This is a genomic window from Cupriavidus neocaledonicus, from assembly GCF_000372525.1.
In the GTDB taxonomy this organism is placed as follows: domain Bacteria; phylum Pseudomonadota; class Gammaproteobacteria; order Burkholderiales; family Burkholderiaceae; genus Cupriavidus; species Cupriavidus neocaledonicus.
In genome coordinates this window covers 92,031-110,320 of the sequence record NZ_AQUR01000096.1, presented here as the reverse complement: position 1 = coordinate 110,320, position 18,290 = coordinate 92,031, and the positions used below count along the sequence as shown (strand labels likewise).

At 67.5% G+C, this 18,290-nt stretch carries 18 protein-coding genes; 11 read left to right on the top strand and 7 right to left on the bottom strand.

The features are described 5' to 3' along the window. Window positions 1-58 precede the first annotated feature (58 nt). On the top strand, window positions 59-1,006 hold the full coding sequence (locus tag A3AG_RS0115580) for a carbohydrate kinase family protein (RefSeq protein ID WP_018006307.1): 948 nt from the start codon (window positions 59-61) through the stop codon (window positions 1,004-1,006). A gap of 37 nt (window positions 1,007-1,043) precedes the next feature. Then, window positions 1,044-1,520, top strand: a complete 477-nt coding sequence (locus tag A3AG_RS0115575) for an outer membrane lipoprotein (protein ID WP_018006306.1) — start codon at window positions 1,044-1,046, stop codon at window positions 1,518-1,520. A 270-nt stretch (window positions 1,521-1,790) separates the two neighbouring features. Here A3AG_RS0115575 and A3AG_RS0115570 read toward each other — a convergent pair whose 3' ends face one another. Then, entirely contained in the window at window positions 1,791-2,375 is a 585-nt protein-coding gene (locus A3AG_RS0115570; RefSeq protein ID WP_018006305.1) for a histone H1-like DNA-binding protein, read from the bottom strand. 1,515 nt (window positions 2,376-3,890) lie between these two features. On the opposite strand from A3AG_RS0115570, the gene A3AG_RS0115565 reads away from it, so the two are divergent. Further along, window positions 3,891-4,355, top strand: coding sequence for a DUF2147 domain-containing protein (locus A3AG_RS0115565; protein ID WP_018006304.1), 465 nt, complete (start codon window positions 3,891-3,893; stop codon window positions 4,353-4,355). Window positions 4,356-4,480: 125 nt separating this feature from the next. Here A3AG_RS0115565 and A3AG_RS0115560 read toward each other — a convergent pair whose 3' ends face one another. Together A3AG_RS0115560 and A3AG_RS0115555 are read right to left on the bottom strand one after the other, a co-directional pair. Continuing rightward, complete coding sequence (locus A3AG_RS0115560; protein WP_018006303.1) at window positions 4,481-6,589, bottom strand: TonB-dependent receptor; 2,109 nt, start codon at window positions 6,587-6,589, stop codon at window positions 4,481-4,483. A gap of 179 nt (window positions 6,590-6,768) precedes the next feature. Further along, window positions 6,769-7,641: a LysR family transcriptional regulator gene (locus A3AG_RS0115555; protein WP_018006302.1), complete on the bottom strand. Its 873-nt coding sequence runs from the start codon at window positions 7,639-7,641 to the stop codon at window positions 6,769-6,771. A 131-nt stretch (window positions 7,642-7,772) separates the two neighbouring features. Between A3AG_RS0115555 and A3AG_RS0115550 the strand changes: the two genes are divergently transcribed. From A3AG_RS0115550 to A3AG_RS0115540, 3 genes are all read left to right on the top strand, one after another. Next, window positions 7,773-8,165, top strand: coding sequence for a tautomerase family protein (locus A3AG_RS0115550; protein WP_018006301.1), 393 nt, complete (start codon window positions 7,773-7,775; stop codon window positions 8,163-8,165). Between the two features lie 203 nt (window positions 8,166-8,368). Beyond that, entirely contained in the window at window positions 8,369-9,760 is a 1,392-nt protein-coding gene (locus tag A3AG_RS0115545; RefSeq protein WP_018006300.1) for a GntP family permease, read from the top strand. 100 nt (window positions 9,761-9,860) lie between these two features. Next, complete coding sequence (locus tag A3AG_RS0115540; protein WP_026164218.1) at window positions 9,861-10,694, top strand: aldo/keto reductase; 834 nt, start codon at window positions 9,861-9,863, stop codon at window positions 10,692-10,694. 19 nt (window positions 10,695-10,713) lie between these two features. Here A3AG_RS0115540 and A3AG_RS0115535 read toward each other — a convergent pair whose 3' ends face one another. Beyond that, window positions 10,714-11,127, bottom strand: a complete 414-nt coding sequence (locus tag A3AG_RS0115535) for a hypothetical protein (RefSeq protein ID WP_018006298.1) — start codon at window positions 11,125-11,127, stop codon at window positions 10,714-10,716. A gap of 215 nt (window positions 11,128-11,342) precedes the next feature. On the opposite strand from A3AG_RS0115535, the gene A3AG_RS0115530 reads away from it, so the two are divergent. Both A3AG_RS0115530 and A3AG_RS0115525 read left to right on the top strand, forming a co-directional pair. After that, entirely contained in the window at window positions 11,343-11,921 is a 579-nt protein-coding gene (locus A3AG_RS0115530) for a BPSL1445 family SYLF domain-containing lipoprotein (protein WP_026164217.1), read from the top strand. 108 nt (window positions 11,922-12,029) lie between these two features. Then, window positions 12,030-12,929 carry a recombination-associated protein RdgC gene (locus A3AG_RS0115525; protein ID WP_018006296.1) on the top strand — a complete coding sequence of 300 codons (900 nt, stop codon included), beginning with the start codon at window positions 12,030-12,032 and terminating at the stop codon, window positions 12,927-12,929. A 54-nt stretch (window positions 12,930-12,983) separates the two neighbouring features. Here A3AG_RS0115525 and A3AG_RS0115520 read toward each other — a convergent pair whose 3' ends face one another. After that, window positions 12,984-13,427: a thioesterase family protein gene (locus A3AG_RS0115520; protein ID WP_018006295.1), complete on the bottom strand. Its 444-nt coding sequence runs from the start codon at window positions 13,425-13,427 to the stop codon at window positions 12,984-12,986. Between the two features lie 286 nt (window positions 13,428-13,713). On the opposite strand from A3AG_RS0115520, the gene A3AG_RS0115515 reads away from it, so the two are divergent. Next, the gene (locus A3AG_RS0115515) at window positions 13,714-14,706 is read left to right on the top strand and encodes a Bug family tripartite tricarboxylate transporter substrate binding protein (protein WP_018006294.1); all 993 of its coding nucleotides are present in this window, start codon (window positions 13,714-13,716) and stop codon (window positions 14,704-14,706) included. A 59-nt stretch (window positions 14,707-14,765) separates the two neighbouring features. After that, the gene (locus A3AG_RS0115510; protein WP_018006293.1) at window positions 14,766-15,008 is read left to right on the top strand and encodes a hypothetical protein; all 243 of its coding nucleotides are present in this window, start codon (window positions 14,766-14,768) and stop codon (window positions 15,006-15,008) included. 21 nt (window positions 15,009-15,029) lie between these two features. Here the strand turns inward: A3AG_RS0115510 and A3AG_RS0115505 are convergent, their stop codons facing one another. Both A3AG_RS0115505 and A3AG_RS0115500 read right to left on the bottom strand, forming a co-directional pair. Next, a complete protein-coding gene (locus tag A3AG_RS0115505; RefSeq protein WP_018006292.1) occupies window positions 15,030-15,551 on the bottom strand; it encodes a helix-turn-helix transcriptional regulator in 522 nt (173 codons plus the stop codon). A gap of 482 nt (window positions 15,552-16,033) precedes the next feature. Then, a complete protein-coding gene (locus A3AG_RS0115500) occupies window positions 16,034-17,575 on the bottom strand; it encodes a methyl-accepting chemotaxis protein (protein WP_018006291.1) in 1,542 nt (513 codons plus the stop codon). 202 nt (window positions 17,576-17,777) lie between these two features. Here A3AG_RS0115500 and A3AG_RS0115495 point away from each other — a divergent pair, with 202 nt between their 5' ends. Next, on the top strand, window positions 17,778-18,287 hold the full coding sequence (locus A3AG_RS0115495) for a GNAT family N-acetyltransferase (RefSeq protein ID WP_026164216.1): 510 nt from the start codon (window positions 17,778-17,780) through the stop codon (window positions 18,285-18,287). The last annotated feature ends 3 nt before the right edge of the window (window positions 18,288-18,290 follow it).

Genomic DNA, 18,290 nt, shown 5'->3' with positions numbered 1-18,290 from the left:
CAGCTGCTGCCCGCAAGGGCACCGATCCACCCAAACCATCACGACACCTGGAGAGAGCATGGCCAGCCTGATCTGCGGCTCCGTCGCCTACGACACCATCATGACGTTCGACGGACGCTTCCGCGAACACATCCTGCCGGACCAGATCCACATGCTGAACGTCTCGTTCCTGGTGCCCGGCATGCGCCGCGAGTTCGGCGGCTGCGCCGGCAACATCGCCTACACGCTGAAGATGCTGGGCGGCGATCCGGTGGTGATGGCCACCGTCGGCATCGACGCCGAATCCTACCTGGAATACCTGCGCAAGCTCGAGATCCCGACCGGCCACATCCGCGTGCTGCCGGAGACCTTCACCGCGCAGGCCATGATCACCACCGACCTGGACAACAACCAGATCACCGCCTTCCACCCTGGCGCAATGAGCCAGTCGCAACTGAACCACGTCAAGGACGCGCTGGGCGGCGACAAGGCGCCGGGCCTGGGCATCGTCGCACCGGACAGCCGCGAAGGGATGCTGCACCACGCGCGCCAGTTCGCCGAAGCCGGCGTGCCGTTCATCTTCGACCTGGGCCAGGCCATGCCGCTGTTCAACGGCGACGACCTGCGCGAGTTCGTTGAACTCGCCAGTTACGTGACAGTCAACGACTACGAGGCGCAGGTCCTGCTGTCGCGCACCGCGTGGACCAGCGCCGAGGTTGCCGCCAAGGTTCGTGCCTTCATCGTCACGCACGGCGAACGCGGCGCCAGCATCTTTGCCGATGGCCGCCAGTACGCGATCCCGGCGGTTGCGGCCGAGCGCGTCGTCGACCCGACCGGTTGTGGCGACGCCTTCCGCGGCGGCCTGCTCTTCGGCATCGAAAACGGATTAGACTGGGAAACGACAGGCCGCCTCGCATCGCTGATGGGGTCGGTCAAGATCGCGCAGCAGGGTCCGCAGAACCACTGGTTGTCGCGCGAGGAAATCGGCAACCGGTTCCAGTCTGCATTCGGGTACCGCTACGCCTGAGCTGCGGCCGGCGCGTGGCGAACTTTCGGGAACTGACATGAACAACAAGCTACGCGGCGGCGCGCTTGCCGTCCTGGGGGCCACCCTGGTTGCCACGCTGGCGGCCGGCTGCGCCACGCAATCCAATTCCAACAGCGTCTACGGCACCGGCCAGGCGCAGCGCGAGCAGACCGTGCGCTACGGCGTGGTCGAAGGCATCCGCGAGGTCACCATCCAGGGCGGCCAGAGCGGCGCCGGCACGCTGGCCGGCGGCGCCATCGGCGGCATCGCGGCCGGCAGCACCATCGGCGGCGGCAACGGCGCGGTAGCGGCCGGCATCCTCGGCGCGGTGCTGGGCGGCATCGCCGGCAGCGCGGCCGAGAACAAGATCAACCAGCGCCGCGCGCTGGAGATCACCGTGCGCCTGGACAACGGCGAGATGCGCGCGATCACGCAGGAGGCCGACGAAGCCTTCCGCCCCGGCCAACGGGTGCGGCTGCTGTCCTCCGGCGGCGTGACCCGCGTCACGCACTGACGGCCGCGCAGGCCCTCACCAAAGGCGCACCCCGGGCGCCGTACCCGCAAGGGTGCGGCGCTTTTTCTTTGGCCGCCGTGGCAGCCTTGCCATGCCCTGGCGCAGCCCTCGCTTGCCCATGAAAAAACCCGCCGGGCAGTTGCCATCGGCGGGTCGGCAAGACCAGGTGTCTTGCGGACCGGATACGCGGTATCCGGTCATACAGGCACGACTTGCGTGCCGTGGTGGTTCCTTGCGGAACGGGTAAGGTCCACGCCGTGGCGGCGCAGCTTACGGACGGTTGCCCGTCGGGAACGGCCAGGCAGCAGCCGGGTTCAGCGCGGTCTTGGCAGCCGAAGCGGGAGCAACGGCAGGGGCCGCGGCAGGCTTGGCGGCGGCCTTCTTGGCAGCCGGCTTCTTGGCAGCAGCCTTCTTGGCGGCCGGCTTCTTCGCAGCAGCCTTCTTGGCCGGTGCAGCCTTCTTGGCAGCGGCCTTCTTGGCGGGCGCCTTCGTGGCAGCAGCCTTCTTGGCCGGTGCGGCCTTCTTGGCGGCGACCTTCTTCACCGCGGCCTTCTTGGCCGGTGCTGCCTTCTTGGCGGCGGCCTTCTTGGCCGGTGCGGCCTTCTTGGCGGCGACCTTCTTCACCGCGGCCTTCTTGGCCGGTGCTGCCTTCTTGGCGGCGGCCTTCTTGGCCGGCGCGGCCTTCTTGGCGGCGACCTTCTTCACCGCGGCCTTCTTGGCCGGTGCCTTCTTGGCGGCTGCCTTCTTGGCGGCCGGTGCAGCCTTCTTGGCGGCGACCTTCTTCACAGCAGCCTTCTTGGCGGCCGGCTTGGCGGCCTTCTTAGCCGCCGGCTTTTTCTTTGCAGCAGTTGCCATGGATAACTCCTTCACTAGAGAGTGAATATCGAATGACCTAAGTTGGCGACCCGACCGACCCGAGGCGCGCCACAGCAGCGCGGCCCCAGTCGAGCGAGCGATTCATCGGCGTGCGGCCCGACCACTGCTGCACGCTAATGAATTCGGTTGCAGGGGCACCGCCCATGGCGGTGACTTGGCGGCCGGCGCGAGACCGCAAGCGGGTCTCGGGCACATGCCGCGCCCTGGAATATTCGATCAGCCCGCACCGCCCGTTGAGCCGGCGCGCGGCCAGAAATGAGGAGATATCGGACAGCAGGCCTGCGGTGCGGGCTTGGCCTCGCGCACGGCAGGCGGCATTCATTCGGTGGTAGCGGGTCCAACCCGTTAATGGACCAAGGGAGACTGCACGCGTTTTAAGAAGCCGGTCGGGCCTGGTCTGCGTCAAAGTTCTCGTGCTCCTCAGCTACTACCTTCGTCATTGCATCGAAGCGCGCATCGCGCTTTTCGGTTCCATCTTGCTTCCTGCTTCGCTGCAATGAAGTGAGACTCTTGTCAAGGCGAATCATAATTCGTTTGCACGATGATGTTAAGAAAAAAGTGCAAAAAAACTTGCCTGCATGCATCGCTCCAACTAGTTCTCACGCGCGTCGTCACGAAGACGTTGCCGACGACATCGAAACGCGTCGCGCGCATGCCCGTGTCGGGACCCACCACGCGCACACGCGCGCGCCGCGCGACGCCGCTTCGCAGAGCGCGCGCGCCGCAGCTTTTACACACCGTCGCGCGTAGCGATGACAAGCCGCGCAACCTGCGCGCGACGACTGCGGAGAGCGCCGCCGCGAGTCCTCGCGCTTTCCGAAAAGCCGCATGGACAAAGGCTTTGCGGGCGATGCACCGATACGCGGGCGATGCGCATCGCACGGTGCGGCGGCACGCTTGGACTCGCGCGCGCGGCGAACACCGGCGCGCGCTCTGCATGCTTTACACACTCGACCCGGCGCGCACGCGCGACGCCGCGCTCGGTGCTCGGCGACACCTGCGTCGGTCGCTGCGCGCCACCATCGCCGAGCGCGCGCGCGAGTGATGCGCGCACGCAACGGTTTGCATCGACGCAACATCGCAAAGGCATCGCGAAGGCATCGCCAGGACATCGCGGCGGCATCGCAGCGTTGCGATCGCGCCAAGCCGCGACGACAGCGAAGCATCGCGGCAACACTCCGGCAGTCGCTGCGATGACGACGCGTCGAGCCGCGCGATCCGGAGCGCGCGCCGCGCTTTGCGGATGCGTGCGCGCCCTCGCGAAGGTGCGGCGAAGTTGCCGCGCGGTGTGTCGTACGTCCGCTTAGAGGATTGCTTCAGCGCCCGCGCGCAGGCGCGTTTTGCTGCGCCACAAAAACCCGCAAACGCCCGCTGCATGCGGCCTGGCGGGCAGCGGGCGGGGGCGGGGAAGCGGCGTGCGCCACGCCGCGCCGGATTGCGGCGCGGCGCCCGCGCCAGTAGATTGGCGTGGCTACGGACCTCAAAGGAGACATCATGCGCAGCCCTTCCCTCATTGCTTCCACGGTGCGCGCCGCGGTGCTTGCCGCCACCCTGCTCGCCAGCGCCGCGGCGCTGGCGCAAGCCACGCCCAGCGGCACGTGGAAGACCATCGACGACAACACCGGCAAGCCGCGCGGGCTGGTGGAGATCACCGAGAAGAACGGCGTCTACAGCGGACGCCTGCTCAAGAGTTTCGTCGACGGCGACGGCAAGCCGCGGGTGTGCGACAAGTGCACCGACGCACGCAAGGACCAGCCGCTGATCGGCATGACCATCCTCTCCGGCCTGCGCAAGACCGGCGACAACGAGTGGAGCGGCGGCGAGATCCTCGATCCGGAAAACGGCAAGGTCTACAAGAGCAAGATGTCGCTCACCGAGGATGGCAACAAGCTCAACGTGCGCGGCTTCATCGGCATCAGCCTGATCGGACGCACCCAGACCTGGGAGCGCGAGCACTGAGCGCGGCCGGCACTCAGGGTTTCTCCGGGGCATGCGGTCGCGTGCCGGGCCGAAGGAGAAACAGCAGGCGAAAAAAAACCGGGCGGTGATGAACCGCCCGGTTTTTTTGTCCCCGATGCTGCGCTTTACATGCGATAGCGCAGGGTGGCCATGACGCTGCGCGGAGCGCCCGGCATGTTCAGGTTGGCATTGGTGCCGTGCGCCGAGACGATGTAGCCCTTGTCGAACAGGTTGTACACGTTCAGCTGGGCCTCGAAGGCGCCGCGGCGGTACCAGGCCATCGCGTCGGCGGTAACGTAGCCGGGCAGCGTCACGGTGTTCTGCGGGTCGGCATAGCGCGCGCCCACCAGGTTGGCGCCGAGGCCGACACCGAAGCCGTGGCCCAGGTCCTTGGTCACCCACAGGTTGCCGGAGTGGCGTGGCGTGATGGTGGCGCGCTTGCCCTGCAGCGCGGCGCTGGACTTGGTGATGGTGGCGTCCAGGTAGGCGTAGCCGGCCAGCATGCGCCAGCCGCTGCCCAGCTCGGCCGCGCCGGAGAGCTCCACGCCGTCGGTGCGCTGTTCGCCGATCGGCAGCAGCGCCGTGTTGGTGGCGTTGGCGACCTTGATATTGCTGCGCTCCAGGCGGAACAGCGAGATCGTAGTGCTGGCCTTGCCGTTCAGCCAGTCGTACTTGGCGCCGACTTCCGTATTCGTGGTGTTCTCCGGGCCGAGATCCGCATTGTTGGCCGCCAGCGCAAAGGCCTCGCCCGACGGCTGGAACGACTTGCTCCACGACACGTAGTACGACTGGGTCTTGCTCGGCTGCCACACCAGGCCGGCGCGCGGGCTCCAGGCGGAGTCGCTGCGCGACAGGTCGCGCTGGCCGGCGATGCGGTTGCGGGTCTCCTGCTGGAAGTTGTCGTAGCGCACCCCGACCAGCGCCTTCCACTGCTCGCTGAAGGTGATCATGTCCTGGGTGTAGAACGCCAGCGTATCGAAGATGCCCAGGTTCGAGGTGGTCGGGTTGCCTGGCGCCGGGCGCGGCAGCACCGGCAGCACCGGGTTGAACAGGTCGAAGGTACCCGGCACCGGCTTGGTGTTGTTGATCTGGTCCTTGTTCTGCTGGCCGATCTCCATGCCGTACAGGATCTCGTGCTTGGTGCCGAAGATCGTCGCCTTCTGGATCAGGTCGGTCTGGTTGAACCAGCCATGTTCCTCGCGGCGGACATTGCCGTGGTTCATGGTCAGCCGTTGCGTCGCTTCGTTGACCGCGGCGGTCAGCGTGTTGTTGCGGTCGAGCGAGTAGTGGTAATACCGCGTGGCATTGCGGATCGACCAGTTCTCATTGAAGCGATGGTTGATGGTGGCGGTGCCGGAGAACACACGCGACTGCGAGTAGTCGGCGTCGCGCGCGTTGGCCGCGCCGTAGTAGCGCGACGCGGGCACGTCCACCGGCCGCCCGCGGTAAGCCGGGATGCCGAAGTCGGTCACGCGGCGGTCTTCCAGGTAGTCGGCCTGGAACAGCACGGTGGTCTCGGGCGCGACGCGCAGCTCCAGCGACGGCGCGATCGCCGCGCGGTCCAGGAACTGTTGCGAGCGGTAGCTGTTGGCCTTTTCTACCGCGCCCGTCACGCGGAACGCCGCGGCGCCGTCGGCGAACACGCGGCCCACGTCGGCCTCGGCGCGGCGGTCGGCCCACATGCCGTAACTGAGCGCGAAGTCGGTGACGTCGATGCCCGGCTTCTTGGTCACGCGGTTGATCAGGCCGCCCGACGAGCCGCGCCCGTATAGCACCGCGGCCGGTCCCTTGATGACTTCGACGCGGTCGACGTTGGACATGTCGCGGAAGTACAGCGCATCGTCGCGAATGCCGTCGACGAACTGGTCGGCGATGGCGGTGAAGCCGCGGATCGAGACCTGGTCGCGCTGGCCGTCGCCGTGCGAGAACGACACGCCGGGCACGTTCTTCAGCGCGTCCTGCATCGAGGTGGCGTGCTGGTCGCGCATGACCTCGGCGGTGACCACGTTGACGGTTTGCGGCACGTCGCGCAGCGGCGCTTCGGTCTTGGTCGCGCTGACCGCATTGGGCGGGTTGTAGCCAGCGCCCAGTTCACGGCTGACGTCCGCCTTGACGGTGACCTCCGGCAACTGCGCCGGCGTCGGCGCCGGCGCGGACTGTGCCCACACCAGCATCGGTTGAAAAACGAAGCTCCCCGCCACCGCGGCACAAATCGGGTGAAGTTTTATTCTCATTGGCCTGTAATCGACTGTAATAATTTGGAAAAGCGGGCGAATTATCGATTACGCGATTGTCACGGTCAACGAGATTGCGAATTATTCCTATTCCCAATCAAGATATGTTGCTTTCAACACAACCAGGCCCCCTCGCCTGGGCCGATTTGTGATTCTTTTCTGACTTTGGCGCGGTCCGGCTAGGCCAGTTGTGCGGCCAGCGCATCGCGCGCTTCCGCAATGAAGGCCGACTCGCCGCGCCGCGCCGGCAGCAGGAAGAACTCCGCCTCCGGCAGCCGCGGCAGCCCCAGACGCGCGATGGTGGCGGCATCCAGCGGTGCCACGCCCGGCCCGATCGCCGATGCGTTCAGGCAGGACACGCCCAGCCCCGCCGCCAGCGCCAGGTGCAGCCCCGCCACGCCGGACGCGGAGTGCGCGATCTCGAACGACACCCGCTTGCGCAGCAGCCGCTGCACCACGTACTGGTGCAGCGAGCAAGTATCGGGCAGCAGCACCAATGGCAGCGTTGCGGGCAGGCTGTCGGCCTCGGCCGGCGCGGCGACCCAGGCGAGCGGCTCGCGACGCAGCACGGTGCCGCGCGCGGCCGGCGCGCGCGTGCCGGGCAGGCGCATGCTCAGGCCGATATCGAAGGTGTCGCGCGCGGCGGCGGCATCGATCGCCGCGCTCTTCATCACCGTCACGTGCAGGCGCAGGTAGGGATAGCGCTCGCGCAGGCGCCGCAGCATGCCGGCAATCTCGCCGGGACGGAAATAGTCGGTCACCGCCAGGCGCAGCTCGCCTTCCAGCGCGTGGCCGCGCAACTCCTGCAAGGCCAGCTCGTTCAGGTCGAGGATGCGACGCGCGTGCGCCAGCAGCCGCTGCCCGGCCGGCGTCGGCTGCGCGCCGTGGCGGCCGCGCGTCAGCAGCGGCACGCCGGCGCGCTCTTCCAGCTTGCGCAGCTGCTCGCTGACCGACGACTGCGACAGGAACAGCCGGGGCGCCGCGGCCGACAGGCTGCCGCTGTCGGCAACCGTCACGAAGGTACGCAACTGGTCGGTGTCGAAGCCACGCATGGCAAGCCTCCGGACAGGGTTGGAATGATTTCGGCAGATCCGATGGAAGGTATCGGTTATTCCCGCTTTTCCGATATTACACCACGCCCTACCATGGCTTCACCCACCCGCTCAAACCCAAGGAGCCCGCCATGCCCCACATCGTCCTGCACCTGTCCGGCCAACCCGATGCCGACCTCACCCGCCGCAGCGCCAGGGCCATCGCCGACCTGACCGAGCGCGTGCTCGGCAAGCAGCGCGACGTCATCGCCGTAACGGTCCAGTACATCCCGCACGACAGCTGGATCATCGCCGACACGCCGCTGTCCGAGCAGGGCCGCAATGCCTTCCACCTGGACATCAGCGTGACCGACGAAACCAACACCAAGGCGGAGAAGGCGGAGTTCATCGCGGCCGTGTTCGAGACCATGTCCGGGCTGCTGGGCAACCTGCATCCGGTCTCCTACGTCCACGTGATCGACGCCCGCGCCGCGGCCTATGGCTATGGCGGGCGCACGCAGGAGTATCGCCACCAGCACCGGTGAACCTGCCCTGCTCCTTCATGCCGGCCGCCGCCACCGTTGCGACCGGCGGCGCGCCGCGAGGTTTCGCCGCCGGCCAAGCTGTGGCACAGTCGCCGGCTGATCCCTTTTCCTGACGCACAGCAAGCGACAAAGCGCCACAAGCGCAGGCCCCCCGCGCGGCAACGGACCGCACCTCAGGAGAAGGCAACCCTGAAGGAGATCCGATGTCGTTCCTGATCGTACTGGCAGCCCTTGCCTTCCTGATGTTCGCCGCCTACCGCGGCTACAGCGTGATCCTGTTCGCGCCGGTCGCCGCGCTGGCCGCGGTGCTGCTGACCGACCCGTCGGCGGTGGCGCCGGTCTTCACCGGCATCTTCATGGAGAAGATGGTCGGCTTCGTGAAGCTGTATTTCCCCGTCTTCTTATTAGGCGCGGTGTTCGGCAAGGTGGTCGAGCTGTCGGGCTTTTCCGAGTCCATCGTCGCCGCGGCGATCCGCTATATCGGGCGTGCGCGCGCCAACGCGGTGATCGTCACGGTATGCGCGCTGCTGACCTATGGCGGCGTGTCGCTGTTCGTGGTGGTGTTCGCGGTCTACCCGTTTGCCGCCGAGCTGTATCGCCAGAGCAACATACCCAAGCGGCTGATGCCGGGCGCGATCGCGCTGGGCGCGTTCTCGTTCACCATGGATTCGCTGCCGGGGACCCCGCAGATCCAGAACATCATCCCCACCAACTTCTTCAACACCACCTCGTGGGCCGCGCCGGTGCTGGGCGTGGCCGGCTCGCTGTTTATCCTGGTGGTCGGCCTGAGCTACCTGGAATGGCGCCGGCGCGCCGCCGCCGCGCGCGGCGAGGGCTACGGCACCAACCTGCGCAACGAGCCCGAGCGCAGCCAGGCCGGCAAGCTGCCGCACCCGCTGCTGGCGCTGCTGCCGCTGGTGGTGGTGGGCGTGGCCAATTTCTGGCTGACGCGGATGATCCCGCTGTGGTACGGCGAATCCAACAGCGTGGCGCTGCCGGGCCTGGCCAGGCCGGTCGAGACCAAGATTGCCAGCGTTACCGCGATCTGGGCGGTGGAAGGCGCGCTGCTGCTGGGCATCGCGGTAGTGCTGGTGACCGCCTTCGGCGCCCTGCGCGAGCGCTTTGCCGAGGGCACCAAGGGCGCAGTCGGCGGCGCGCTGCTGGCGTCGATGAACACCGCGTCGGAATACGGCTTCGGCGGCGTGATCGCGGCGCTGCCGGGCTTCCTGGTGGTCAGCGAGGCGCTGCGCGCCATCCCCAACCCGCTGGTCAATGCCGCGGTCTCGGTCAGCACGCTGGCCGGCATCACCGGCTCGGCCTCGGGCGGCATGAGCATTGCCCTGGCGGCGATGTCGCAATGCTTCATCGCCGGCGCGCAGGCGATGCAGATCCCGCTGGAGGTGCTGCACCGCGTGGTGTCGATGGCCAGCGGCGGCATGGACACGCTGCCGCACAACGGCGCCGTGATCACGCTGCTGGCGGTGACCGGCCTGACGCATCGCGAGTCCTACCGCGACATCTTCGCCGTCACGCTGATCAAGACTGGCGCGGTATTCTTCGTCATCGCGCTGTATTTTCTGACCGGACTGGTTTGAAGCATTCCGTGCCCGCGCGGGTTGTACATTGCCGGTGTTGTTAACTAGTGTGGTTGGGTGCCGACGGGCGCCCGACCCCGGCCAACCTGGAAGCCAAGCGATGAAGCAAGTCACCCTGCCCGACGGCGAGCGCGTCCCGGCGCTCGGCATGGGCACCTGGAATATGGGCGAGTCCCCCGCCGCGCGGGCCGAAGAGATTGCCACGCTGCGCCTGGGGCTGGACCTGGGCCTGCGCCTGATCGACACCGCCGAGATGTACGGCGAAGGCCAGTCCGAGGCCATGATCGGCGAGGCCATCGCCGGCCGGCGCGACCAGGCCTTCCTGGTCAGCAAGGTCTACCCGTTCAACGCCAGCCGGCGCGGCACCGTGCAGGCCTGCGAGCGCAGCCTGAAGCGGCTGGGCACCGACCGCATCGACCTCTACCTGCTGCACTGGCGCGGCGGCGTGCCGCTGGAAGAAACCGTGCAGGCCATGGAGGCGCTGCAGCGCGACGGCAAGATCCGCCACTGGGGCGTCAGCAACCTGGACCTGTCCGATATGCAGGAATTGTGGGACACGCCGGGCGGCAGCCGGGTGGCCACCAACCAGCTGCTGTACAACCTGGGCCGGCGCGGCATCGAGTGGGACCTGTTGCCCTGGCTGCGCCAGCGCGGCGTGCCGGTGATGGCCTATTCGCCGATCGAGCAGTCGCGCCTGCTGGGCCATCCCGGACTCAAGCGCTTCGCGCGCGACCACGGCATGAGCGCGGCACAGGCGGCGCTGGCCTGGCTGCTGGCGCAGGACGGCATCATCGCCATCCCCAAGACCAGCCGGCGCGAGCGCCTGCAGGAAAACCTGGAGGCGCTGTCGAAGACGCTGTCGCCGGCGCAGCTGGCCGGGATCGACCGCATCTTCCCGCCGCCGGACGGCCCGGCGCCGCTGGAAATGCTCTGACCTGACGGCGGGCCCGCGCTCAGTTCTGGCGGGCCAGGTAGCGCTCGCGCTCGACGTAGCGCACCAGGTAATTGCGCGCCTTGTCGCGGGTGTCGCTGGTCACGCGCGCCGCTGCCTGGCGCGCGCTGCTCTTGCCGTGCGACGACGACATCTGCGCATCGAGATAACTGCGGAACGACTGGTGCATCGCGTCCAGTTCCGGCTGGCATGCGGACAGCGCCAGGTCGGCGACGTCCTTGGACTGGCCCTTGGCCGACAGGTTGTCGTTCGCCTTCTTCTGCGTGCAGTCCATGTATTTGGCGCGCAGCGCCTGCCATTCGCTGCCGGCGTCGGCCGCCGGGGCCGATGCCGTGGCGTCAGTGGAAGCGCCCGGAGGCTGGGAGGCGCAGGCGGCCAGCAGAAGCAGCGGCAAGGCGGTGAGAAGTTTCTTCATGACTGATCAAGATGCGGGGACGGCGCAGCGGCGGTCACATGGTAGCCGTCAGCCAGCCATGGGACGTACCGGGCGCAAGGCCCATTATTCTTGCCGCGAACGGCCGTCCCGCACCACCTTCGTCACAAATGGAAACGACTAGTTGGCCAGAATCATTTGCCCGGGTGATTTCGGCGCCTATGCTTCAAAGGCGACAACAACACCAAGGAGACGAGATGAAACGTCGAACCTTCCTTTCGGCCAGCGCGGGTCTGGCCCTCGGCACGCTGGCCACCGGCGCGTGCACCACCACCAAGCCTGACGCGCCCAGCGACAAGGCCGCACGCCGGCGCGAACTGGATTCCGGCGCGGACGCCACGCTGTCGCGCCTGTACAGCTCGGTCAACGGCTCGCGCGAGCTGGGCAACCGCGCGCGCGGCATCCTGGTGTTCCCGAAGACCCTGTCGGCCGGCTTTATCGTCGGCGGCGAGTATGGTGATGGCGCACTGCGCTCGGGCGGCGCCACGCGCGGCTATTACCGGCTGGTCTCGGGCTCGGTCGGCTGGCAGATCGGTGCGCAGTCCAAGGCCGTGATCCTGATGTTCATGACACAGGACGCCTACGACAAGTTCGTGCGCAGCAGCGGCTGGACCGCGGGCGTCGATGCCACCGTCGCGCTGGCCACGATTGGCGCAAACGGCGTGCTCGACACCAACACCGCGCAGCAGCCGATCGTCGGCTTCGTGCTGACCAATGCCGGCCTGATGGCCGGGCTGAGTTTCGAGGGCAGCAAGATCACAAAGCTCGACCTGTAGCAGCGCTTTCCGGCGATTGCCGCGCGGCCGGCAGGTCGCGCGGCGCCGGGCATTTTTCGCGGTGCCGCGCCGCGGGCGTTAGAATTCGTCCCTTTGGCCGAATTCCCCATGTGGTTCAAGAATCTGCAGGTCCATCGTTTCTCCGCCCCGTGGTCGCCGAGCGCCGACGAGGTCGAAGCCAGCCTGGCGAAGCACGCCTTCTTTCCCGGCACCAGCCTCGAGATGCAGACGCAGGGCTGGGCTTCGCCGCGTGACAACGGCCAGCTGGTCCATACCGTCGGCCGTCAGATGCTGCTGACGCTGCGCACCGAAAAGAAGCTGCTGCCCACCACCGTGGTCAACCAGGTCACGCGCGCCCGCGCCGCCGAGATCGAAGAGCAGCAAGGCTACAAGCCGGGCCGCAAGCAAATGAAGGAACTGAAGGAGCAGGTCACCGAAGAACTGCTGCCGCGCGCCTTCAGCATCCGCCGCGACACGCGCGTGTGGATCGATCCTGACAACGGCTGGCTTGCCATCGACGCCGCCGCCGCGGCCAAGGCCGATGAAGTACGCGGCATGCTGTTCAAGGCGCTGGATCCGCTGCCGCTGATCAACCTGCACGTCAACCAGTCGCCGGTGGCGGCCATGACCGAATGGCTGGCCGGCGACGCGGCCCCGGCCGGCTTTACCGTCGACCAGGAAATCGAGCTGCAGTCCGGCGCCGAAAGCAAGGCCACGGTCCGCTACGTGCGCCACCCGCTCGACCCGGAAGACCTGCGCCGCCATATCGCCGCCGGCAAGCGCTGCACGCGACTGGCAATGACCTGGAACGACCGCGTCTCGTTCGTGCTGACCGACGGGCTGGTGGTCAAGAAGGTCGCGCCGCTCGACGTGATCAAGGAACAGGCCGACGGCACCGCGCACGACGAAGACGAGCGCTTCGACGCGGACTTCACCATGATGGCGGGCGAGCTGTCCGGCATGCTGGTCGACCTGACCGAGGCGCTGGGCGGCGAGCGCAAGGCCTGAGCCCGCTTGCTGGCAAACACGTGGCGCTGTCAGCGGACCGCGCCACGCCAGCGGCTATTCCACCCAGTTCACCTTCGGGAAGCGCCCGGCGAACCCCGCCGGCATCGCCACCACCCGCTTGGCCACGTAGTCGAAGAAGACAAAGCCCGACTTGGCCATCGCGATCAGCGCGCCATCGGCCGGCCGCGTAATGCGGAAGATGATGTCGCCGCCGTACTTGTTGAAGTCCATCACGCCCACCTCGAACAGCAGCTGGTCGCGCGCATGGGCCTCGTTGCGGTACATCGTCGCCAGGTCGGTGACGATGATGCCGACGCCTTCCTCGCGCACATCCTCGCTGCCGAATTCGAACAGGAAGCGCGCCCGCGCCTCCGAAATCATTGAGATCATCGAATCATTGGCAAGGTGGTTGGCCGAATTGATGTCCGTCACGCGCACAGTGAGGTGCGTGGCGTAGCAAAGCTGGTCGGCGGGCAGGTCGAGTTTGAGGCGGGCCATGAGGATTCCAGCAGGAAATGGATCAAGCGCCGCACGAACCGGATGACTGAACGCGCCCGCAGCGGCGGCGCCATCATAAGCGATGCCGCGCTTCGGATCGCGGCACCGCCGCATGCCCTTGCGCAAACCCGATCCGGGTAAGTACCCCCCACCGTTTTCGTCCATCCCGCCGATGCCGCGACGCATCGCGGCCTCGTACGCTGCGCGTTGCCGTGGCCACTGGCGCGCCGATCCACCGGCGCCAGGGCCGCCTGCCGACACGACGTCAACCACTGGAGGAAACACCATGCAAGCCGACCGCCGCAAGGCCCTGCACTGGCTGGGAGCCGGATCCCTGGCCGCCGCCGCTTCAACCCTGGGCATCGGCCCGGCCCGGGCCCAGCAGTCCTGGCCGGCGCGTCCGGTGCGTCTGGTCGTGCCCTACCCGCCCGGCGGCGCCACCGACGTGCTGGCGCGCGCGCTGGGCGACCCGCTGGGCAAGCTGTGGCAGCGTCCGGTGATCGTCGAGAACCGTCCCGGCGTGGGCGGCATGATCGGCGCCGACGTGGTGGCCAAGGCGCAGCCGGATGGCTACACGCTGCTGCTCGGCCTGCCCAGCCTGGTGCAGACGCCCTATATGGTGGCCAAGCCGCCGTTCGACCCGCTGCGCGACCTGACCGCGATCGGCCAGCTGTGCACCTCCAGCCTGGTGCTGGCCGCCAGCAGCGCCATGCCGCGTACGCTGCCGCAAATGGTGGCCCTGGCCAAGTCCCAGCCGGACAAGTTTTCCTATGGCACCTATGGCATCGGCACCGGCGCCCATCTCTACATGCAGGTGTTCCTGAAAAATGCCGGCGCCGAACTGGTCCACGTCCCGTACAAGGGCGAAGCGCCGATCGCCACCGACCTGATCGGCGGCCAGATCTCGCTGGGCACGCTGTCGCCGATGACGGTGCGCCAGCATGCGCGCAGCGGCAAGCTGCAGCCGCTGGCGGTGACCGGCAACACCCGGGCGCCGATGCTGCCCGACGTACCCACCTTCCAGGAACTCGGCTACAAGGGCCTGGACGGCCCGGCATGGCTGGGCCTGTTCACCACCGCCGGCACGCCGCAGAGCATCGTCGACAAGATCTCGGCCGACGTCGAAACGGTGATGGCCGCGCCGGACATCCGCCAGCGGCTGGGCGATCTGGGACTGATCGTCAAGACCACGCAGCCGGCGGCTTTCGCGGCGACCACCCGTGCCGACCAGGCGTACTGGGGCAACGTGATCAAGGAAAACAATATCCGGCTGGATTGAGGCATGGCGGCGCGCGCGGAACATCCCGGCGCCTTGCGGCGCCAGGCAAGGGCCTCGCCGTGCTGGCCGGCGAGGTGCGGCAACTGGCGCACCGCTGCGGCGCCGCCACGCGCGAGATCCGCGGCCTGATTTACACCTCCGTCGAGCGCGCCCACGCCGGCACCGAGCGGGTGGGCCATACCGGCGAGACCATGTTCGAGGAGAACGCCGAACTGGTGGCCGGCGCGGCAGAAGCGGCGCGGGCGGAGCAGGCCCAGACCAAAAGGTTGAACCGGGCGGTGGCGGTGTTCAGGCTGGGTTGATGTCAGGCACCGGCGTGCGGCTCAGGCCACCAGCTTGCGGAGCCGTCGCTCCATCGCCGGGACGATGCTTCCGACGCTCCTGGCCAGATTGACCTGCATCGCGGCCGCAGCGACGTCCCTGAGCGAGGGCTCGATCTCGTAGCCCTTCCCGCTCATCCACGAGAGCACTTCCCCCAGATGCCAGAGGGAACTCGAACCTTCGTGCACCGGCGGGGGAAAGGAAGCCGGATGACCGAGCATCAGCTTGCGCATGTTCTGGCGCGACATGCCGAGAGTGTCGGCAATGTCCGTCAGGCCAACCAGGTCTGGTGCCGCTTCGATCAGCGTGGCGGACGGCATGGCGCGCCTGGCATCGGTGAGCGCGCTGACAATGGCGTCGGCCGCTGATTCCGCTTCGCGGTCGAACGCCAGCGCAATCCGGCCCGCCACGCCGGTGCCCACCGTTGCATCGTCGCATCCGGCTTCGTAGAGTCGTTCGACCAGCGTGTCGGGATCGCTGTCATCCGCCGACAACTGGTATCTCAAGGTGAACGCGTATTCCATGGCGGTGGTTTTTCCGTCAGCTCGACCGGCGCGAGGATTTCGTACCGATGCAAGCAGTTGTCCACGATCCGACGGATCCGGGTGGCGTGGTTGGATGGGCTCCTGGGTGTGCAATAGATGCTGATGACACAGAATTCCCCAGCACGGCATGCGCTGTCATGGTGCGAACAGTAGATCCGTCCCCAGGCATGGCCCCTGCCTTTCGCCGCCTCGATACGCCAGCCGCGAGACTCGGCGTGTCTTAACGCCACTTCAATTTCCTTCTTGGGGTGTTGGGCACGGGCCATCGATTTCTCCAAGGCTAGAGGCATGGCACATGGTTGTCAAGTGACAACCGTAAGGCACGGACCATCTGCAATGCAATTGGAGAATTGTCCGGCGATGCGCGGTGCATGGCATTAAGACGACTCTCTAAGCACCGCGTCGTGCTAGGTACGGATATCGTCAACGAGTGCGGCACAGATGCTGTCGTCGCCCGCCCTTCACGCCACCGCCAGCCCACCCAGCCTGAACACCGCCACCGCCTCGCGCAGCGCGCGCGCCTGTTCGGCCATCGACTGCGTCGCCGCCGAAGCCTGCTCGACCAGCGCCGCGTTCTGCTGCGTGACCTCGTCGAGCTGGCCGACCGCCTGATTGACCTGCTCGATGCCGTGGCGCTGCTCTCCCGACGCCGCCGCGATCTCGTTCACGATGCGCGAGACCTGCGCCATCGCCGCCGTCATCTCTTCGATCGTGCCGCCGGCGTTGCCGACCAGTGCGTGGCCGGCCGCGACGCGCTCGACCGCCACGTCGATCAGCGCCTTGATCTCGCGCGACGCTACCGCGCTGCGCTGCGCGAGCGTGCGCACCTCGTTGGCGACCACGGCAAAGCCGCGTCCCTGCTCGCCGGCGCGCGCGGCCTCGACGGCCGCGTTCAGTGCCAGCAGGTTGGTCTGGAAGGCGATGCCCTCGATCACGCCGACGATATCGCCCACCTTGGCCGAGCGCTCGGCGATCTCCTGCATGGTGGCGACGACATCGCCCATCACATCGGCGCTGCGCCCCGCGATATCGCGGGCCAGCGCGGTCTGCCGGGAGACCTGTTCGATGTTCTCGGCATTGGCGCGAACGGTCAGCGTCAGCTCATCCATGCTCGCGGCGGTCTCCTCCAGCGAAGCCGCCTGCTGCTCGGTGCGCGCCGACAGGTCGAAGTTGCCGTTGGCGATCTGCGCACTGGCAGCCGCCACGCCTTCGGCATTGCGCCGCACCAGTCCGACGACATCGGACAGGCTGTGCTGCATGTCGTGCAGCGCCTGCATCAGCGCGGCGATCTCGTCCTTGCCGCGCGTATCGATGCGCGTCGACAGGTCGCCCCTGGCCACGGTCTGGGCCACATCCAGCGCACGGGACAGCGGCCGCGTCAGCGCGCGGCTGAACAACATCGCGCCGGCCAGCCCGCAGACGAACGCGGCGAACATCAGGGCATAGCTCAACGTGGCGGCTCGGCTCGCCGTGGCCGCCGTCTGTGCCGACACGGCCGCGGCGTCCGCCGCGATCAGCCGCGCGGACTCCTGCAGCAACCGCGCCGGCTCACGGTCGACGCCGGCCACGACGCGGTCACCTGCAGCCGGATCGAAATCAGCCGCCTTGAAGGATTCGAAGCCGCGCCGATAGCCCTCGCCCATCGCGGCATGCGCGCTGGCGAACTGCGCGACCAGCTCCTTCGACTTGCCATCGGGCAGGCGCCTGGCCAGCATCGCGCCACGCTCGCGGATCGCCGCTTCGCGCGCGCCAAAGGCAGCCCAGTGCTTGTTCAGCCGCGCCGCGTCGCGGCCGCGCAGGATGGTGTTCTTCCACTCCTGGATCTGCTCCTTGAAATCGACCAGCATCGCCATGACCAACCGCTCTTCCTCGACACGTTCCAGCACCACATGGTTGTAGTCGTCGAGCGAGCGGTTCAGGGTGCTCAGGCCGTACAGCGCGCCGGCGAACATGACGATTAACGCCGCCGCGAAGGCGAGCGGAAGTTTGACTGCGATCTTCATTACGGATTTCCGATGGGCATGGGGGCGCCCCAGCGCAGGGGCTGGTATGGCATGGCTCTTATCGGCAGGGAGATCCGTAAATTGAGTCGGGACTGGCAGTACGGGCACGGGCTCGTGCCCTCGCCGGTACCGCAAGTGGGAGAACCGGGAGGCGTACACTGCGGCATAACTGGTTCGCAACCCGCCGAGCCAGCCTGCCCCCATGACTATGTCCGCCCCGCTGATCCACTCCGACCGCCTGACCTTGTCGCCCTTCTGCGGACACGACGCAGCCGAAGCGTGGCCCTGCATCACCCCCACGCTCGCCCGCTACATGGAATGGGATCCCGCCCCATCACCCGAGGCGTTTCGCGAGGTCTGGCAGGCATGGCTGCCGGCCATGGAAGACGGAACGGAATTCATCTTCACGGTCCGGCGGACCAGCGACGGTTGTTTCCTCGGCCTGGCCGGGCTGCATCATGCCGACACGCCGGCGCCCGAGTTCGGCATCTGGATCCGCGAAGACGCCCATGGGCACGGCTATGGCAAGGAAGCGGTGCTGGCCGTGGCGGCGTGGGCAACGGCCACCTTGCGGCCGGCGCGCTTTGTATACCCGGCCGCGGAGCAGAACTGGAAGAGCCGCCGGATTGCGGAAGCGATGGGCGGCGTAGTGGTGGACCGGCAGCCGGCACGGAAGTTTGTGCGGGTGGTTTATTCGGTACCGGTGAAGTAGCTG

What these genes read in the sequence shown, in the direction of transcription:
- A3AG_RS0115540 (WP_026164218.1), top strand. Translation starts at nt 9,861, where the DNA reads ATGAAGCAAGTCACCCTGCCCGACGGCGAGCGCGTCCCGGCGCTCGGC.
- A3AG_RS0115500 (WP_018006291.1), bottom strand. Translation starts at nt 17,575, where the DNA reads ATGAAGATCGCAGTCAAACTTCCGCTCGCCTTCGCGGCGGCGTTAATC.
- A3AG_RS0115570 (WP_018006305.1), bottom strand. Translation starts at nt 2,375, where the DNA reads ATGGCAACTGCTGCAAAGAAAAAGCCGGCGGCTAAGAAGGCCGCCAAG.
- A3AG_RS0115565 (WP_018006304.1), top strand. Translation starts at nt 3,891, where the DNA reads ATGCGCAGCCCTTCCCTCATTGCTTCCACGGTGCGCGCCGCGGTGCTT.
- A3AG_RS0115525 (WP_018006296.1), top strand. Translation starts at nt 12,030, where the DNA reads ATGTGGTTCAAGAATCTGCAGGTCCATCGTTTCTCCGCCCCGTGGTCG.
- A3AG_RS0115530 (WP_026164217.1), top strand. Translation starts at nt 11,343, where the DNA reads ATGAAACGTCGAACCTTCCTTTCGGCCAGCGCGGGTCTGGCCCTCGGC.
- A3AG_RS0115560 (WP_018006303.1), bottom strand. Translation starts at nt 6,589, where the DNA reads ATGAGAATAAAACTTCACCCGATTTGTGCCGCGGTGGCGGGGAGCTTC.
- A3AG_RS0115535 (WP_018006298.1), bottom strand. Translation starts at nt 11,127, where the DNA reads ATGAAGAAACTTCTCACCGCCTTGCCGCTGCTTCTGCTGGCCGCCTGC.
- A3AG_RS0115580 (WP_018006307.1), top strand. Translation starts at nt 59, where the DNA reads ATGGCCAGCCTGATCTGCGGCTCCGTCGCCTACGACACCATCATGACG.
- A3AG_RS0115545 (WP_018006300.1), top strand. Translation starts at nt 8,369, where the DNA reads ATGTCGTTCCTGATCGTACTGGCAGCCCTTGCCTTCCTGATGTTCGCC.
- A3AG_RS0115515 (WP_018006294.1), top strand. Translation starts at nt 13,714, where the DNA reads ATGCAAGCCGACCGCCGCAAGGCCCTGCACTGGCTGGGAGCCGGATCC.
- A3AG_RS0115520 (WP_018006295.1), bottom strand. Translation starts at nt 13,427, where the DNA reads ATGGCCCGCCTCAAACTCGACCTGCCCGCCGACCAGCTTTGCTACGCC.
- A3AG_RS0115575 (WP_018006306.1), top strand. Translation starts at nt 1,044, where the DNA reads ATGAACAACAAGCTACGCGGCGGCGCGCTTGCCGTCCTGGGGGCCACC.
- A3AG_RS0115505 (WP_018006292.1), bottom strand. Translation starts at nt 15,551, where the DNA reads ATGGAATACGCGTTCACCTTGAGATACCAGTTGTCGGCGGATGACAGC.
- A3AG_RS0115550 (WP_018006301.1), top strand. Translation starts at nt 7,773, where the DNA reads ATGCCCCACATCGTCCTGCACCTGTCCGGCCAACCCGATGCCGACCTC.
- A3AG_RS0115495 (WP_026164216.1), top strand. Translation starts at nt 17,778, where the DNA reads ATGACTATGTCCGCCCCGCTGATCCACTCCGACCGCCTGACCTTGTCG.
- A3AG_RS0115555 (WP_018006302.1), bottom strand. Translation starts at nt 7,641, where the DNA reads ATGCGTGGCTTCGACACCGACCAGTTGCGTACCTTCGTGACGGTTGCC.